Source organism: Streptomyces luteogriseus (assembly GCF_014205055.1).
Lineage (GTDB): Bacteria > Actinomycetota > Actinomycetes > Streptomycetales > Streptomycetaceae > Streptomyces > Streptomyces luteogriseus.
Window position 1 is genome coordinate 6,146,017 of the sequence record NZ_JACHMS010000001.1, and the last position, 17,003, is coordinate 6,163,019.

The following is a 17,003-nucleotide window of genomic DNA, read 5'->3' on the forward strand; positions in this document are numbered from 1 at the left end:
AGCGCCTTATGACGCGGGCACGTTCGGACGCGGGGTGGGTCCGCCGAAGGGAAGGTGGAGGGTCCGTTCGGCGAGCAGCCAGGTCCCGTCGGCCCGGCGGAACGTGTCCTCGTAGTGCCCGATCTGGACCGGCGGCCCGGCCGGGACGACACCGCCCTCGTAGCCGTCGACGCGGTACGTCGTGAAGTAGGAGATCGCCCCGGCCGTGTCCGGCGAGGTCACGGTGACCAGCACGTTGGACATCATGCGTCGGGAGAGCCGGTCGGCCGGGCGGGAGCCGAAGTACGTGCGCAGGGCGTCCCGGCCCCTGACCAGCCGCCCGTCATGCGGCCACTGCCAGACGCCGTCCGCCGTGAACAGCTCGGCGACGGAAGAGGGTTCGCCGAGGTCGAGCCGGTGGACGAAGTCGAGGATCAGGCGCTCGCAGGCGCGTTCGGCGAGGAGGCGTTCCATGGGGTCCATGGGAGTTTCGTAGCAGCCCGGCGGGCCGCCCGGCGACACGGTTTCACCTCACGTCGCACCTTGCCCGCGCCGCCTTCACACCGCCACGTACGTCACCGGTTCGCTCCCCGGCACCGCCTCCGCCCGCCCCAGCTTCAGCAGGCGCCGCAGATGCGCCTCGGCCTCCGAGACGGCGATGGTGCGGGAGCCGTACGGGATCTCGGCCCAGGGGCGGTTCCACTCCATGCGCTCGGCGAGCTGCCAGGGGGTGAGGGGCTCGGCGAGCAGGACGAGCAGGTCGGTCAGGCGGGACTCGTGGTGGGCGAGCAGCTCCCGCACGCGGGCAGCGGCGTCGGAGAAGGGGTGCTGGTGGGCCGGGAGGACCTCGGCGGGGGCCAGGCGGCCGACGCGTTCGAGGGAGTCGAGGTAGTCGCCCAGGGGGTCTGTGACGGTGGTGTCCTCGGGATCCTCGTAGAGGCCGATGTGCGGAGTGATCTCGGGCAGAAGGTGATCACCGGAGAACAGGCGGCCCCGGCCCGGGAGTCGGGCCGGGTGGTCCTCCTCCAGGTGGAGGCAGACGTGGCCCGGTGTGTGCCCCGGCGTCCAGATCGCGCGCAGCCGGCGGCCGGGCAGCGCCAGGAGTTCGCCGGGGACGATGTCGCGGTCGGGCAGGGCGGGGGAGAGGCCGGGCAGGGTGCGGTGGCGGGGCTGCCGCAGGGGCGCGATGTGCTCCTCGGGGGCACCGGCCGCGGTGAGCTTGGCCGCCATGTACGCGAACCAGCGCTCGGGGCGGGCCTCCCGGGTCCGCCGTACGACCGCGGTGTCCGCCGCGTGCATCGCGATCCACGCGCCCGACGCCTCCCGGACCCGGCCGGACAGGCCGTGGTGGTCGGGGTGGTGGTGGGTGATGACCACGCCGTGGATCCCGGCGGCCGAGGTGCCGCAGGCCGTGAGGCCCTCCGCGAGGGTGTCCCAGGACTCCGGATCGTCCCAGCCGGTGTCGATCAGCACCGGGCCGCGGTCGGTGTCGACGACGTACACCAGCGTGTGGCCGAGCGGGTTGTCCGGGATCGGGACCCGGAGGGACCGGACGCCGCCGCCGTGGTCGGTCACCTGTGTCATGGGCTCCCCTGTCGCCGACTCCCCGTCACTATAACTAGAACGGGTTCCAATGGGAGTCCTCCCCGTGCTGCGCGGTCCGTGGACTCCTCGGGGCGGGGCTGGTATCAGTGGGCATATCTGATGCACCGTCAGAGGACGCTCCCGGGGAGGCAGTCGGCCATGACCGAGCTCGTGGAACACGGACAGCTGTTCATCGGCGGGGAGTTGACCGACCCCCTGGGCCAGGACGTCATCGAGGTGATCTCGCCGCACACCGAGGAGGTCATCGGACGCGTCCCGCACGCCTCGACGGCGGACGTGGACCGGGCCGTGGCGGCGGCGCGGCGGGCGTTCGACGAGGGGCCCTGGCCGCGCATGAGCCTCGACGAGCGGATCGAGGTCGTGGGCCGGATCAAGGACGCCATCGCCGTCCGGCACGACGAGATCGCCCGCGTGATCTCCGCCCAGAACGGTTCGCCCTACTCCTGGAGCGTCCTCGCCCAGGCCCTCGGCGCGGTGATGGTCTGGGACTCGGCGATCACGGTCGCCCGGAACTTCACCCACGAGGAGCGGCGCGACGGCGTGCTCGGCAGGATCCTCGTGCGGCGCGAGCCCGTCGGGGTGGTGGCCGCGGTGGTCCCCTGGAACGTCCCGCAGTTCGTCGCCGCCGCCAAGCTCGCCCCCGCACTGCTCACCGGCTGCACGGTCGTGCTCAAGCCTTCGCCCGAGTCGCCGCTCGACGCCTATCTGCTCGGCGAGATCGCCCGCGAGGCCGGGCTGCCGGAGGGCGTGTTGTCGATCCTGCCCGCGGACCGGGACGTCAGCGAGTACCTGGTCGGGCACCCCGGCATCGACAAGGTCTCCTTCACCGGGTCGGTCGCGGCCGGCAAGCGCGTGATGGAGGTGGCCGCGCGCAACCTCACCCGCGTGACGCTCGAACTCGGCGGCAAGTCCGCGGCCGTCGTCCTGCCGGACGCGGACGTGGAGACGGCCGTGGCGGGTATCGCCCCCGCGGCCTGGATGAACAACGGCCAGGCCTGCGTCGCCCAGACCCGCATCCTCCTGCCGCGCTCCCGCTACGACGAGTTCGCCCACGCCCTCGCCGCCGCCGCGGGCGCCCTGACGGTCGGCGACCCGCTGGACCCGGCCACCCAGGTGGGACCGTTGGTCGCCCGTCGGCAGCAGCGGCGCAACCTCGACTACATCCGCATCGGGCAGGAGGAGGGCGCCAAGATCCTCACCGGCGGCGGACGCCCGGCCGGTCTCGACCGCGGCTGGTACGTCGAGCCGACCCTCTTCGGCGACGTCGACAACTCCATGCGCATCGCCCGCGAGGAGATCTTCGGCCCGGTGATCTGCCTGCTGCCCTACGACGACGAGTCCGACGCCGTGAAGATCGCCAACGACTCCGACTACGGGCTGAGCGGCAGCGTCTGGACCGCCGACGTCGAGCACGGCATCGACATCGCCCGGCAGGTCCGGACGGGCACGTACTCCGTCAACACCTTCAGCCTGGACATGCTGGGCCCCTTCGGCGGCTACAAGAACTCGGGCCTGGGGCGGGAGTTCGGGCCCGAGGGGTACGGCGAGTACCTGGAGCACAAGATGATCCACCTCCCGGCGGACGCGTAGCGATGGGCGACCGCTGGCACGTCGAGGTCGACCGCTCCCTGTGCATCGGCTCCGCGCAGTGCCTCCACCACGCGCCGGACGGCTTCCGCCTGGACACCGCCCGCCAGTCCCGTCCGGCCGCTCCCGACATGGACGCGAACGAACGGGTGCTGGAGGCGGCGGAGAGCTGCCCGACGGAGGCGATCACGATCACGCTGGGGGGCAGCGGGGAGGCGGTGTTCCCACCGGAGGAGTAGCGCCGCGCCAGACCCACTCCACCTCCCTGAACTGCGCCTCGTACGCCCCTTTCTGGAGCACGGCACGCAACGGACGCAGGTCCGAGGGGCGTAGGAGGCCGAAGGCCTCGGCGGGCAGCGCGTCGAGGATCTCGGAGGTGTGGGCGGAAAGCCAATCGTGGAGGTCGAGTTCGACCGCGAGACGGAGGAGGTCGACGAGGGCCGCGGGACGGCGGGCCGCAGCTTCCTGGAGATTGAGACCCGCCAGGAGACCATCGAGGTGACGGGCGGCATCGTCACCGTGCGGGAAGCCCGCCCAGCGCCAGGTGTGGGAAGAGCGGCTCAGGCGCGTCAGCCCACGCAGGTCGTAACTCTCGAAGTGCGGGCGCAGTGAGGCGAGCACGTCTCTCAGACGGGGGCTTGCGCGTTCAACGGCCCCACGGACGCAAGGCACAAGCAGCTCCGTCAAGGCCGGGGTGAGACGGCCCGACAAGCATTGCATGACCACCTTGTTCAGACCGGACAGGACGAGGGCCAGGTCTTCGTCGGGCATTGCTGGAGCGTCATGGACCAGCTGGCGCAGTACTGCCTCGAGGTAGTGGACGGCCTCGTCAGGCGGCAGTGAGACCGCCTGGTCCAGGCACTTGACATACAGACCCGGCAGAGTCATTGGCGGGATCACGTCTTTGATGAGCAGGGCGAGCAGCAGTTGGGCCGGGGACCGGGCACCGTCGTTCGCCGGAGCAGCGGCGCGAGGGAACCGGGACAACAGCGGATAGCTGTGGTGCAGGAGCAGATCCGTATCCGCGTCGGCCGTGAACATGACCCGTCCGATCAGGTCCACAACGCTGCTGACGTAGAGGTCGGGCAACCGCTTCGGCCAGCGCAGTTCGTTGTGGTCGCGTGGCGTGTACGTCGTACTGATAAGCAGATCCGGGGGCTGCGCACAGCGGTCGATGATGAGCGTCGAGGTCAGCAGTTCCCAGGAGCTCGGCGACAGCTGCGCCTGCCACCCCATCGCGTGCCGTCGCCAGTTCCCGATCAAGTCGCCCTCGCCGTCGACGAGCTGCGAGGCATACACCTTGCCCGCCACGAGCACTGTGATCAACAGCAGGTTGCCCTCGTAGACCGCGTCCCGGTACGTCCGTGTCTGCCGGACGGGGGTATACCTCACATCCGCGCGGTGCTCGGGGCCCCACGCCGCATTCCGGAAGAGGCCGACGAGTCGGGGTACCAAGCCGGTCGACGAGTCCACCGACCAGGCCTGCAGCCTGTCCCGGAGGTTCTGCACGAGCTGTGCCCGGTCGGTCAGTGGGGTGAAGGACAGCAGCGCATACAACTCGCCGTCGTTCAAGGGTGCCCCAGGGGCGGCGGATCGCGCGTCGGTCAGCCGCCTTAGCGCCCCGTCGATGAGCCGTGCGGCCAGATGCTCGCCGAAGGTGGCATGCATGAACTCGTAGCTGCGCAATCGTTCTTCCTCGACGACGGCCTGCGCCTCGTGCACGAAGAAGAACCGCCCGAACAGCAGCTCGGTGCCACCGGCCGTGGCACGACTGAGCGCGCTCAAGTCCCGGTCCGCCTCCTCGCTGCTGATCGCCTGGGCGCCGCGGTGGAACATACCCAGGGCGACCACCGAGAGACGGTGCAGCTCACGTTCGACGGCGGCGGCCGCCTCGGCCGGAGGCAGCGGGCCATCCTTCTCGGCCTGGCGGCGGACGAACTCCGTGAGCAGCCGGTCGTACAGTTGAGTCCGGCTGAGGTCCTCGTCGTGCAGCCTGTGCTGGGCGTTGTCGACGGCGTCGTACAAGGCGAGCATGAGCAGCAGCAGGGGCTGGGCCGCGAGGTCCCGGTGGGGGAGGACGGCATCCAGGAGCAGGGGCTGCAGGCCGTGCCGGTCGAAGTAGTCTGCGTTTGTCTTGTTCCAGATGGCGAGCCACCGTTCGATCTCTGGTTCCCCGAACGGCTCCAGGCGCAGGACCTGGCTGTTGTATGGAATCTCCGCATGGTCGGCCACGACCGTGCGGCTCGTCACGATCACGATCAGCGGGCGGCCGAGCTCCGCCTCGCGTCGCTGGAACCGCTCGACCTCCCGCAGATACCCCCAATGCCGGTTCGAATCGAGTCGTTGGGCGCCCGCCTGTAGGAGCTCGTCGAACCCGTCCAGCAGGACGACCGGAATCACGCCGGGCTCCGCCTCGGACCAGTCCGGCCAGCAGACCGACCGTCCCGTCGCTCGCCACAGGGCGTGCTCCAGCTGCTTCTGGAGGTCGGCCTCCGCCGGCGTGTAGCGAAGCTCCACCCGTAGTGGGCGGAATTCGGCGATCGGGAGCCGGGCGGTCAGAAGCTTCGTCAGCAGCGACTTGCCGGCGCCGGGGTCGCCGAGTACCACGAGGGGCGAGAGCAGAGCAGGCAGACCGAGCAGATACCCGGCGAAGAAGTGCTCGATAGTGTCGTACGACGCCCGTCGCTCCCACCACTTGTCCGAGGCGACGCCGGAGTCCCGGCCGCTCTGCTTGTCCCAGTCGGCCAGCCGGAAGCGCGGGTTGACGTACCCCTGCGCCAGGCTCGGGAGCCTGGGACCGGCCGAGTCGAGCGCGGCGATGGGATCGCGCAGCCGGCCGCGGCCCACAGCGTAGGCCTCCTGCCCGCCCGCGCACTCCAGCAGGAGCGCCTCCAGCCCGGCCAGCCCAATCCCGCCCCTGTCGGCTCCCGTGTCGTACAAGGGCGTGCCGGGTGTGGCTGTCGTCAGCGCGAACTCCGGGCAAGTGTTGACCAGTTGAGCGATCGCGCGGCTGCAGTGTTCGTAGAGAGCCCGTCGGTCGGCGTCCACCTGGTGTCCCGCGTGCGTAACGATCCGATCAAGGAGAGCATCCCCCGAGAGCCCGCCCCGCAGCACCTCATCCGTCAGGCGTCGGACCAAGCCCCGGGCCGAGTCGGGCCGGGTCGCCCCGCACTGGGACAACGCCGCGCCGAGCACCACTTCGGCGGCCCGGAGCAGGATGCTGCGCAGCAGTCCGTGCACGGCTCGGATCCGCTCGGGTAAGCCCTGAAGCAGGGCGTCCAGGACATAGACTTGCGGCTCTTCTCCGGGAGTTGGTTGGAGGAGACGGTTTCCCAGGTGCCATCTCAGATCGACGCGACCCTCGGACAGCAGTCTGACCGCCTGGTCCGCCTCCATGTCCATACAGCCGGCTGCGTCGAGATAGGGAGAGGGAGAGGGAGCCGAAGCGGGAGGGGCCGACGTCACGGGCGGCTGGGCATTCCGTCGGGCCGCAGGCGCGGGTGTTGCGCCCGCCCGCGCGACGGCCCTCTCCAACTCAGCGTACCGCCCACGCCACCAGTGCACTTCCAGTCGGACTCCTTCGGGCCGCCGACCACGCGATGCGCATCGCTCGGCGCACAGCAGCACGATTCGCTCGACGTCCTCCCAGCGTGGAGCCCTCTGCCGTCGCCCGTTGAGCAGCTCGGAGACCGAGCTGATGCTCAGCCCGACCGCCGTCGCGATCGTTGCCTGTGGTACGTCGCTTAGGCGCGCAAGTCGCTGGAGTTCCGAGCAGAAGTCCGCGACGGGACCCGCGGTGGGGGTGGGTGTGGCCAACTCTCCATCCCTTCGGCGCGATTCGGCGCACTGTTCCGAAGCGTACGGCCTGACCTGGGGGTTCTGCGGGGCGTTCGGTTCGAGTCGGGGAGTTGGCCACGGACCGGTCCTGGCAAGCCGTCGTCCCCAGCACACCGCACGTCGTCGATCACTGTCCAGATGCTGGCTGCCCACCTCCCGGTTAGGCGGGACGAGTGGGCGAGTCCGAACCGGAGTAGCCGATTCTTGCGGGAAGCAGACGGTTTCCGCTGGGCCGACATCGACGGTTGGGGCTGAGAGGCCGGAAGGCAGCAGTCACGTCGACGATCCGCGACGGTATGTGGTTGTCGTCGCGATCGTCGAGGTCCGTCAGCGCGGACGTGTGCGCCGCGTGTCCCCCTCGATCAGATCATTGATCCCGCTGCGGGAAGCCGCCGGCACTGCTTCCTGGAGGACGTCGGGATCGGGTTGGGCTCCGGAGGCGGGTCGACCGGCGCGGGAAGGGCACAGCCCCACGATCGCCTCGGCCACATCCCTGCCCGGCACCTTCCATCGCCGCCCGCCGCAGCTGAGACTCCTCAACCTTTCGGTGCGCTTCGGTGGGTTTCTCCGAAGCGCAGGGCCTGACCTGCGTCTTACGTGTGGACTTCGAGGTTCGTCGGGATTCAACCGAAGCGGTCTCCCAGAAGGCGAAGGTCATGGCGCAAGCCTCGACCACCATTCCGGAAGGAACGCCGTGACCTTTCAACTGCCCGTTCTGTTCGCCGCCGTCGTCTTCCTCGCCGTTTACGTCGGCGTCGTCCTCCCCGCCGTATGGTCCCGTCGGCCGGCCCGTCGTACCGCCGCTCTCAAGGTCCTCACCCAGCTGCTGGGCGCCCTGCGCAGCTGGGGGCGTCGGAGGAGCCGGTGAAACTACGAGCCGTCCTCCGGGTTCGTCAGATCGATCAGGCGGCACACCGTCTCGATGTCGATCTTCACCTGGGCGATCGAGGCGCGGCCCGACAGCCAGGTGATCAGCGCCGAGTGCCAGGTGTGCTCGATCACCCGGACGGCCGAGAGCTGCTCCGGAGTCGGGTTCTCCTGGCCCATCGCGTCGAGGATGATCGCCGTCGTCTGACGGGAGACCTGGTCGACCTCCGGGCTCACGCTGCGGTCGGCGAACGTCAGCGCGCGGACCATCGCGTCCGCCAGATGCGGCTCGCGCTGCAGCGCCCGGAAGGCCCGCATCAGCGTCTCCGCGACCCGCTCGGCGGCCGTCTCGCCCTGCGGGGGCTTCTTCCGCAGCGTGCCGTGCATGTGCTCCAACTGGTCCTGCATGGTGGCGACCAGCAGATGGATCTTGGACGGGAAGTAGCGGTACAGCGTGCCGAGCGCCACCTGGGAGGACTCCGCGACCTCGCGCATCTGCACGGCGTCGAAGCCGCCCCGGCTGGCCAGCTGGGCACTCGTGTGCAGGATGCGGCGGCGGCGGGCCTCCTGCCGCTCCGTGAGGGGCGGGGAGGCGGGCGCTGCCGCTCTGGCTTCCACCTTGGCCGGCTTGTTCACCTTGGCGCTCACCTTGGCTTCTGCGGGCATGGGTCGGTCCCGTTCCGTGACCGTCCGTGAGGACGAGTGATCACACAGCATGGCACGGCGCCGGTCGTGGCGTGAATCACCTGATCCACTGCTCACAGCACCCTTACCTGCCGGTAGATTCAGAGCCTCCGGACGATCAAGTCTGAAACTTGTTCTAGATTAGCGTCCCGGCGTAATCTCGCGGGACAGTGCAGGGAGAAGGGGGCCCAGAGTGACCGCTGAGGCCAGGGAGGCCGGGGCTCCGGAGGACCCCGCTGCCGACGGCTTGCGACCGCTCAATATCGCGCTCCTCACCTATAAAGGGAACCCGTTCTGCGGCGGACAGGGCGTCTATGTCCGGCACCTCTCGCGTGAACTGGCCCGCCTCGGCCACCGGGTCGAGGTCATCGGTTCCCAGCCGTATCCCGTCCTCGACGAGGGCTACGACGGGCTGAGCCTCACCGAGCTGCCCAGCCTCGACCTGTACCGCCAGCCGGACCCCTTCCGCACGCCGGGGCGTGACGAGTACCGCGACTGGATCGACGCCCTCGAAGTCGCCACGATGTGGACGGGCGGCTTCCCGGAACCTCTGACGTTCTCCCTGCGCGCCCGCCGCCATCTGCGCGCCCGGCGCGGCGAGTTCGACGTCGTGCACGACAACCAGACCCTCGGCTACGGCCTGCTGGGCGATGTCGGCGCACCCTTGGTGACGACCATCCACCACCCCATCACCGTCGACCGGCAGTTGGAACTGGACGCGGCGGACGGCTGGAAGCGGCGTGCCTCGGTGCGGCGCTGGTACGCCTTCACGCGCATGCAGAAGCGCGTCGCGCGCCGCCTGCCGTCCGTGCTCACCGTGTCCGGCACCTCGCAGCAGGAGATCGTCGACCACCTCGGTGTCCGGCGGGACCGCATCCACGTGGTCCACATCGGCGCCGACACCGACCTGTTCTCGCCCGATCCGTCGGTGCCGGTGGTGCCGGGCCGGATCGTGACGACGTCCAGCGCGGACGTGCCGCTGAAGGGCCTGGTGCACCTCGTCGAGGCGCTGGCCAAGGTCCGGACCGAGCACCCCGGCGCCCATCTCGTCGTCGTCGGCAAGCGGCCCACCGAAGGGCCCGTCGCCCAGGCGATGGAGCGGTACGGCCTCGCCGACGCCGTCGAGTTCGTCAAGGGCATCTCCGACGCTGAACTCGTCGACCTGGTGCGCTCGGCGCAGGTGGCGTGCGTGCCGTCGCTCTACGAGGGCTTCTCGCTCCCGGCCGCCGAGGCCATGGCGACGGGCACGCCCCTGCTCGCCACGACCGGCGGCGCCATACCCGAGGTCGCCGGCCGCGACGGTGAGACCTGCCTGGCGGTACCGCCCGGCGACGCGGGCGCGCTGGCCGCCGGCCTGAGCCGCCTGCTGGCCGACCCGGACCTGCGAGCCCGCCTCGGCGCGGCCGGGCGGGAGCGGGTGCTGCGCCACTTCACCTGGGCCAGGGCGGCGGAGGGCACGGTGGCCCGCTACCGCGAGGCGATCGACAGGGCCGGCATCCGCGCCCTGCCGAGGCCTTCGGGCCGTTCGGCCCTCCCGACGGGCGCTGTCCCCGCGGCCCCCGCGAGTACGGCACCCGCGGTACCCGCAGGCACGGCAGGTGCTGTCTCCGCAGCCCCGGCAGATGTAGAAGGCGTCAACTCCGAAAGCAGGGCCACGTGCTGACCGTCGACTTCTCCCGGTTCCCGCTCGCCCCGGGTGATCGTGTCCTGGATCTCGGCTGTGGTGCCGGGCGGCACGCCTTCGAGTGCTACCGGCGTGGCGCGCAGGTCGTGGCGCTGGACCAGAACGCCGAGGAGATCCGCGAGGTCGCGAAGTGGTTCGCGGCGATGAAGGAAGCCGGCGAGGCCCCCGACGGCGCCACCGCCACGGCGATGGAGGGCGACGCCCTCGCGCTGCCCTTCCCCGACGAGTCCTTCGACGTCGTGATCATCTCCGAGGTGATGGAGCACATCCCGGACGACAAGGGCGTCCTCGCGGAGATGGTGCGCGTGCTCAAGCCCGGCGGGCGCATCGCCGTCACCGTCCCGCGCTACGGCCCCGAGAAGGTCTGCTGGAGCCTCTCCGACGCCTACCACGAGGTCGAGGGCGGCCACATCCGCATCTACAAGGCGGACGAACTGCTGGAGAAGATCCGCGAGGCCGGCCTGGAGCCCTACGGCACGCACCACGCCCACGCCCTGCACTCGCCCTACTGGTGGCTCAAGTGCGCGTTCGGCGTCGACAACGACAAGGCGCTGCCGGTGCGGGCGTACCACAAGCTGCTCGTCTGGGACATCATGAAGAAGCCGCTGGCCACCCGCGTCGCCGAGCAGGCGCTGAACCCGCTGATCGGCAAGAGCTTCGTGGCGTACGCGACCAAACCGCACCTGCCGCGTCTGGCCGACACCGGGGCGGACGCCAAGTGACCACTCCCCGGACGGAACATCTGGTCCTGCCCGGGGTCCTCACCGCGGAGGAGGCCGCCGCGACCGTCGCCGGCATCCTCGCCGTGCAGCGCGAGGACGGTGCGATCCCGTGGTTCCGGGGGCACCACCTCGACCCGTGGGACCACGTCGAGGCGGCCATGGCCCTGGACGCGGCCGGTGAGCACGAGGCCGCCGAGCGGGCCTACCTGTGGCTGGCCAGGCACCAGAACGAGGACGGCTCCTGGTACGCCGCCTACACCGACGGCGAGTTCGACGCGGTCACCGACCGGGGCCGGGAGACCAACTTCGTCGCCTACATAGCCGTCGGCGTCTGGCACCACCACCTCTCCACCGGCGACGACGCGTTCCTGGACCGGATGTGGCCGGCGGTGTACGCGGCGGTGGAGTTCGTGCTCCGCCTCCAGCAGCCCGGCGGGCAGATCGGCTGGCGCCGCGACGACGACGGTACGGAGACGACGGACGCGCTGCTGACGGGCAGCTCCTCCATCCACCACGCGCTGCGCTGCGCACTGGCCATCGCCGAGCAGCGGGAAGAGGCGCAGCCCGACTGGGAGCTGGCGGCGGGTGCGCTGCGGCACGCCATACGCCACCACCCCGAGCGGTTCCTCGACAAGAACCGCTACTCGATGGACTGGTACTACCCGGTGCTCGGCGGTGCGCTGACCGGCGCGGAGGCCAAGGCCCGGATCGAGGAGGACTGGGACCGGTTCGTCGTCCCGGGGCTCGGCGTGCGGTGCGTGGTGCCCAACCCGTGGGTGACGGGGGGTGAATCGGCCGAACTCGCGCTCGCACTGTGGGCGATGGGGGAATCCGACCGGGCGCTGGAGATCCTGCAGTCGATCCAGCACCTGCGGGACGAGGACAGCGGGCTGTACTGGACGGGGTACGTCTTCGACGACGGCGCCATCTGGCCGCGGGAGTTGACCACATGGACCGCGGGATCGCTGTTGCTGGCCGTGGCCGCGCTGGGTGGGCACGAGGCGACGTGCCAGGTCTTCGGTGGTGCGGAGCTGCCTGTCGGGCTCGAGTCGGACTGCTGCGCGTAGGGCTCGTCCGGCGGATCACGGGCCGGGCCGGAGCCGGCGGAGGCGAGGACCGGCGGGTGCCGTATTCGTGTTGACCGCCCCCGGCAGGCAGTGCTGGAGTCGGCACGTGGACAGCATCCCCGCCAACCGGCGGCTCTGGAACCGGATCAGCAGCGCCTACCAGCACCGGCACGACCCGCACATCGGCGCCGCACCCCGGCTGTGGGGCATGTACTCCATCCCCGACGCGCACCTGCACGCCCTGGGCGACGTCACCGGCAAGCGCGTCCTCGAACTCGGCTGCGGCGCCGGCCAGTGGTCCAGGGCGCTCGCCGCCGAGGGCGCCGTCGTGGTCGGGCTCGACCTGTCCGAAGCCCAACTCGCCGCAGCGGCCGGCGCGATGGGAGCGGCCCGCTACGCGCTGGTGCAGGGCGCCGCCGAACACCTCCCCTTCGCCGCCGACAGCTTCGACCTGGTGTTCTGCGACTTCGGTGGGCTCAGCTGGGCACCTCCGCACCTGGCCGTCCCGCAGGCCGCACGCGTCCTGGGCCGCGGCGGGCGCCTGGTGTTCAACGTCGCCAGCCCATGGTTCGAAGCGTGCTACGACGAAGCCGCCGGCCGCGTGACCACGACGCTGCGGCAGGACTACTTCGGGCTGAACACCATCGCCGAAGGCGACGGCGCGACCAGCTATCAGCTCACCTACGGTGACTGGGTCAGGGTCCTGCGCGGCGCGGGTCTCGTCATCGACGACCTCATCGAGCCGCGGCCCGAACCCGGAACACCCAACGGCTACAACGAAACCGACCCACCCGACTGGGCACACCGCTGGCCGGCGGAGCTGCTCTGGGTGACCCACAAGCCGTGAGCTCCGCCGCGCCGAGACGTGCAGGCACCCACCGCGTTCTCAGTGGCGGTGGGCGCGACTGGCTATCGCGTGGCCTATGAACAGGTAGACCACCGCCGCGAGGCCGTAGCCGCAGACCACTCGGGCCCAGGCCTCGTCGAACGTGAACAGGTCGTGCGACCAGCCGGCGAGCCAGCGGGCCGCGTCGTGGATGAACTGGACGAACGAGTTGCCGGGGTTGGCGTCCAGCAGGTACATCAGGATCCAGAGACCCAGGATGAGGGCCATGATGTCGGCCACGACCGCGACGATCGTGCCGGCCTGATTCGCACCATTGCGATAACGAGGGGACATACTCTCCGGATTGCCCTTGAACTCTGAATGAAACCCGGCCGGGTGAGCCGTGTCCGCCGGCCCCCTCCGCGCGCTTCCCCGTACGGCCAACCCACGTTCTCCGAAGGGGCGTTCGGGGTACACCCGCATCACCGACGATCCTGGCCCGGCCACTCGGGGAGGACGCCGGTGTCACGGGGGGAGCATGCAGGTGCCCGCGAACAGACCCGCCACCGAAGAGCCGCGGCTGACCGTCACCAGACCCCCGCGCCGACGCCTGCGCAGAGCGCTGGCGTCGGCGCTGCCCGTCCCGGTCGTCGGGCTGGCCCTGCTCGTGGCCTCCGGGAACCTGCTGCTGCCGCTGCGGCAGGTGGTCACCATCGAGGCCAAGATGGCCTCGAAGCGGGACTTCTTCCAGGACCCCGTCGTCGAGCGGCTGCTGATGAAGCACGGCTTCCGCGTGCACATCACCAACATGGGCTCGCGTGAGATCGCCAAGCAGGACTACGAGGGATACGACGTCGTCTTCCCCTCCGGCCAGCCGGCCGCCGACCTGATCAGCAGGGAGCGCGCCCGGGCGAACCGCCCGGTGCTGCTGTACCGCCCGTTCGTCAGCCCCATCGTGCTGGCCACCTACCGGGACTACGCCGAGGTGCTCACGGCGGAAGGCGTCGCGAAGCGCCTCCCCGGCCCGGCAGACAGGCCGATGTACTACACCCTCGACATGCGGAAGTTCATCGACCTGGCCCGGGGCAAGAGGGCGGGCGTCCGGCGCGACCCCGGCAACGGCTACCGCTGGGACGAGATCGACCGCGACGACCGCGTCCGCAACGGCAACAAGATCCTCGCCCAGACCTCGGACATCTGCGAAGCCAACTCCGCCGGCACCTACCTCGGACTCGTGGCGTTCGTCGAGCACGGGAACGACGCCCCGGACGACGAGGCCGAGGCGGAGCGGCTCGCCCGGAAGATCAAGCCGCTCCTCGTCGAACAGGGCCTGCCGTCGTCCGAACGGGCCGAGACGTATCTGTCACCCGACGGGCAGAGCATCGCCCCGGTGACGGTGATCTACGAGCACCAGTTCCTCGCCCACCAGATCGGGCGCCAGGCCGAGAAGGGCGCGACCGACGACGAGCGCGTCCTGCTCTACCCGTCCACCCGGTTCGTCACCGAACCCCAGCTCGTCGCCCTGACCGGCGAGGGTGCCCGGCTCGGCGAACTCGTCACCAAGGACCCCGAACTCCAGCACCGTGCCATGGAGTTGGGCTTCCGGGCCCGCAACGCCGACGGCGGCGCGACCGGCGACGAGCTCGCCCGCTTCCTCACCGAGCGGCACATCCCGGTGCCCACCACCTCCTCCGACGACACCCGGGCGGTGCTGCCCAGCCTGCCCCTGCTGGAGAAGATGATCGAGATCGTCGGAGACTGCCAGGACCGGGCGGGCAGCCGGTGAGGCGCGGCTGGAGCCTGCCGGCGCTCTGCCTGGCGCTCGTCGCCGGCTTCCTCACCGCCTGCTCGGGCGGCGGCGGTGACGACCCGGTCCGGCTGCGCGTGCTCGCCGGCCCCGAACTCGCCGTACTCGCGCCGCTGCTGGGCGAGTTGAAGGACGAGACCGGTGTCGACCTGCGCCTCGACCTCCGGGCCGACGCCGAGACCGAGGCCCCGGATCGCGGCCGGTACGACCTCGCGTGGCTGTCCTCCGACAGCTATCTGCGTCTCACCGGCAAGAACGCGGTCCGGGGGCTGCAGCGCACACCCACCATGACGTCCCCCGTGGTCATCGGCCTGAAGCCGGACGCGGCGCGACGGCTTCACGCCGGAGTGCCCGGCTCCCGGCTCAGCTGGGCCGACCTCGCCGACGCCGCCGCCACCGGCACCGTCCGCTTCGGCATGGCCGACCCGGGGCACGCCGGCAGCGGACTCGCCGCCCTTGTCGGTGTCGCCACCGCCGCGGCCGGCACCGGAGCCGCGCTGCGCCCCGAGGACGTCTCCTGCGACCGGCTGCGCGGCTTCCGCTCCGGCCAGACCCTCACCGCCGACACCGGCCCCGCCCTCGTCGAGGCCTACGCCGACCACCAGGACGAGGCGAACGCCCTCATCACGTACGAGTCCGATCTGCTCGCCCTCAACGCCTCCGGCCGCCTCGACGACCGTCTGGAGATCGTCCGTCCCGTGGACGGCACGGTCCTGGCGGACTTCCCGCTGCTCCTGCTGGACCCGGCCCGGCGCACCGCGTACGACAAGGTCACGCAGTGGCTGCGGCGCGACTCGGTGCAGCGGCAGATCATGCGGCACACGCTGCGCCGTCCCGTGAACACGACCGTCACCCGGGAGGCACGGTTGCGCGAACCGGTCGGCAACGCCCTCTTCTACCCCGACCGGCCCGTCGTCCTCGAAACCCTGTTGACGGACTACGGCGACCCCGACCGGCGCACCACCAGCCAGGTGGTCTTCCTGCTCGACTTCTCCGGCTCGATGCGCGGCGCCCGGATGGCCGCCCTGCGCGAGGCCTTCGCCGGGCTCAGCGGCGCGGACCCCTCGGCCTCCGGCAAGTTCACCCGCTTCCACCGGGGCGAGCGGCTCACCGTCGTCCGGTTCGGCGGCCGGGTGCTGGGAGAGAAGACCGTCACCGTCACCGGCCCGAAGGACCTGACGGCCCTCGCCGACACCGTCGCCCGGGGCGGCTACGGCGACGCCACCGCCGTATGGTCCGCCCTCGACCACGGCTACCGCACCGCCGCCCGCGCACTGGCCGCCGACCCCGACCGCTCCGTCTCGCTCGTCCTGATGACCGACGGCGAGAACAACGCGGGCCTGCCCTATGCGGAGTTCGTACGCCGCCACCGGGCGCTGCCCGCCGCCGTGCGCGACGCCGTCCACACCTACCCCGTCCACTTCGGCGACGCCGACGCCGGTGAGCTGCGGCGCGCGGCGCGGAGAACGGGCGGACGGATGGTGGACGCCGCCGACTCGTCCCTTTCCGAGGCTTTCAAGGAGATCCGTGGCTGTCACTGACGCACTGTGGTGGAGCCTGTGGTGGCCGTGGATGACGGTCTGGCTGGCGACGGCCGCCGGCGCGGTGGTGCTCGTGGTGGTCCTGGCGCGCCATGCCCGGGAGCGGCGCAGGCACCTGCGGCGCTGGCAGTCGGCGTACAGCATCTGCCTGTACCTGGACGAGCAGGCGGTGATGGACCTGTGGGAGCTCGGCAACTACCGGTCCGCGCTGGAGGAGGCCGTCGAGCTGCGGACGAAGGTCGACACGAGCGTCGGCTTCTGGAGCCGGGTGATGACGTGGCTGTTCCGGTTCCGGCTGAAACGGGACGTCAGCCAGGAGACGTTCCGCAAGTTCGTGCGCAAGGACAAGCCGATCAACGTGATCGGCGTCGTCATGGAGGCTTTCGACCGGGCCGACGCCATCGTGCACGCCGACCTGACCACACTGACGGTCGTCCCGAACCGGAACCTCGCCCACAACCTCGCGGACGGCCGCGCGGTGACCCTGAGCCGCATCGGTGAGTTCGTCTCCGTCAAAGGGGTGTTCACCCGCGTGCCGGATGCGGCGGAGGGATTCGTCCTGCGGGCCGAGTACGGCGCCGAACAACCCCCGGTGTACATGCGCGTCGTGGCCCCCGGGGACGCGCGCCGCTCGATCCCGGCCGGCTCCTTCACGGCCCGCTGCCTCGGCAAGATGACCGGCTGGCGCGAGGACACCCGCGAGGTGACGCTGGAGGCGATCGCGATCTTCTGGTGACGCCGCCGCTCACCGGGTCGCCGCTCCCAGGGTCGCCGCTCCCAGGGTCGCCGCTCACCCG

15 protein-coding genes are annotated in these 17,003 nt (G+C 70.8%); 10 read left to right on the forward strand and 5 right to left on the reverse strand.

Translation table 11 applies throughout. The features are described from left to right. Positions 1–6: 6 nt before the first annotated feature. Together BJ965_RS27265 and BJ965_RS27270 are read right to left on the reverse strand one after the other, a co-directional pair. Positions 7–462: a nuclear transport factor 2 family protein gene (locus BJ965_RS27265; RefSeq protein WP_184911923.1), complete on the reverse strand. Its 456-nt coding sequence runs from the start codon at positions 460–462 to the stop codon at positions 7–9. Positions 463–537: 75 nt separating this feature from the next. After that, entirely contained in the window at positions 538–1,563 is a 1,026-nt protein-coding gene (locus BJ965_RS27270; protein ID WP_184911926.1) for an MBL fold metallo-hydrolase, read from the reverse strand. A 159-nt stretch (positions 1,564–1,722) separates the two neighbouring features. Between BJ965_RS27270 and BJ965_RS27275 the strand changes: the two genes are divergently transcribed. Further along, positions 1,723–3,174 (forward strand): aldehyde dehydrogenase, encoded by a 1,452-nt coding sequence (locus tag BJ965_RS27275; RefSeq protein WP_184911929.1) that lies wholly within the window; start codon positions 1,723–1,725, stop codon positions 3,172–3,174. Positions 3,175–3,176: 2 nt separating this feature from the next. Further along, entirely contained in the window at positions 3,177–3,410 is a 234-nt protein-coding gene (locus BJ965_RS27280; protein ID WP_184911931.1) for a ferredoxin, read from the forward strand. On the opposite strand, the gene BJ965_RS27285 is transcribed toward BJ965_RS27280, so the two are convergent. Next, the gene (locus tag BJ965_RS27285) at positions 3,364–6,411 is read right to left on the reverse strand and encodes an NACHT domain-containing protein (RefSeq protein ID WP_184911933.1); all 3,048 of its coding nucleotides are present in this window, start codon (positions 6,409–6,411) and stop codon (positions 3,364–3,366) included. The two genes, BJ965_RS27280 and BJ965_RS27285, sit on opposite strands and share 47 nt — an antisense overlap. 1,291 nt (positions 6,412–7,702) lie before the next feature. On the opposite strand from BJ965_RS27285, the gene BJ965_RS27290 reads away from it, so the two are divergent. Further along, positions 7,703–7,876, forward strand: coding sequence for a hypothetical protein (locus tag BJ965_RS27290; RefSeq protein WP_184911936.1), 174 nt, complete (start codon positions 7,703–7,705; stop codon positions 7,874–7,876). 2 nt (positions 7,877–7,878) lie between these two features. On the opposite strand, the gene BJ965_RS27295 is transcribed toward BJ965_RS27290, so the two are convergent. After that, entirely contained in the window at positions 7,879–8,541 is a 663-nt protein-coding gene (locus tag BJ965_RS27295) for a TetR family transcriptional regulator (RefSeq protein ID WP_184911939.1), read from the reverse strand. Between the two features lie 211 nt (positions 8,542–8,752). On the opposite strand from BJ965_RS27295, the gene BJ965_RS27300 reads away from it, so the two are divergent. From BJ965_RS27300 to BJ965_RS27315, 4 genes are all read left to right on the forward strand, one after another. After that, positions 8,753–10,222, forward strand: a complete 1,470-nt coding sequence (locus tag BJ965_RS27300) for a glycosyltransferase family 4 protein (RefSeq protein ID WP_184911942.1) — start codon at positions 8,753–8,755, stop codon at positions 10,220–10,222. Then, entirely contained in the window at positions 10,216–10,965 is a 750-nt protein-coding gene (locus tag BJ965_RS27305; protein ID WP_184911945.1) for a class I SAM-dependent methyltransferase, read from the forward strand. Before BJ965_RS27300 ends, BJ965_RS27305 begins: the two co-directional genes overlap by 7 nt. After that, a complete protein-coding gene (locus BJ965_RS27310; RefSeq protein ID WP_184911947.1) occupies positions 10,962–12,032 on the forward strand; it encodes a prenyltransferase in 1,071 nt (356 codons plus the stop codon). Before BJ965_RS27305 ends, BJ965_RS27310 begins: the two co-directional genes overlap by 4 nt. A gap of 106 nt (positions 12,033–12,138) precedes the next feature. Then, a complete protein-coding gene (locus BJ965_RS27315; RefSeq protein WP_184911950.1) occupies positions 12,139–12,879 on the forward strand; it encodes a class I SAM-dependent methyltransferase in 741 nt (246 codons plus the stop codon). A 39-nt stretch (positions 12,880–12,918) separates the two neighbouring features. Here BJ965_RS27315 and BJ965_RS27320 read toward each other — a convergent pair whose 3' ends face one another. Next, positions 12,919–13,212 (reverse strand): hypothetical protein, encoded by a 294-nt coding sequence (locus BJ965_RS27320; protein ID WP_184911953.1) that lies wholly within the window; start codon positions 13,210–13,212, stop codon positions 12,919–12,921. Positions 13,213–13,396: 184 nt separating this feature from the next. Between BJ965_RS27320 and BJ965_RS27325 the strand changes: the two genes are divergently transcribed. Genes BJ965_RS27325 through BJ965_RS27335 form a run of 3 tightly spaced genes read left to right on the forward strand, consistent with a single transcriptional unit; the run spans position 13,397 to position 16,942 of the window. Beyond that, positions 13,397–14,644 carry a hypothetical protein gene (locus tag BJ965_RS27325; protein ID WP_376777944.1) on the forward strand — a complete coding sequence of 416 codons (1,248 nt, stop codon included), beginning with the start codon at positions 13,397–13,399 and terminating at the stop codon, positions 14,642–14,644. Continuing rightward, positions 14,641–16,206: a vWA domain-containing protein gene (locus BJ965_RS27330; RefSeq protein ID WP_184911955.1), complete on the forward strand. Its 1,566-nt coding sequence runs from the start codon at positions 14,641–14,643 to the stop codon at positions 16,204–16,206. Before BJ965_RS27325 ends, BJ965_RS27330 begins: the two co-directional genes overlap by 4 nt. Then, a complete protein-coding gene (locus BJ965_RS27335) occupies positions 16,193–16,942 on the forward strand; it encodes a hypothetical protein (protein ID WP_184911958.1) in 750 nt (249 codons plus the stop codon). The genes BJ965_RS27330 and BJ965_RS27335 overlap by 14 nt, the downstream gene beginning before the upstream one ends. Positions 16,943–17,003: the final 61 nt, after the last annotated feature.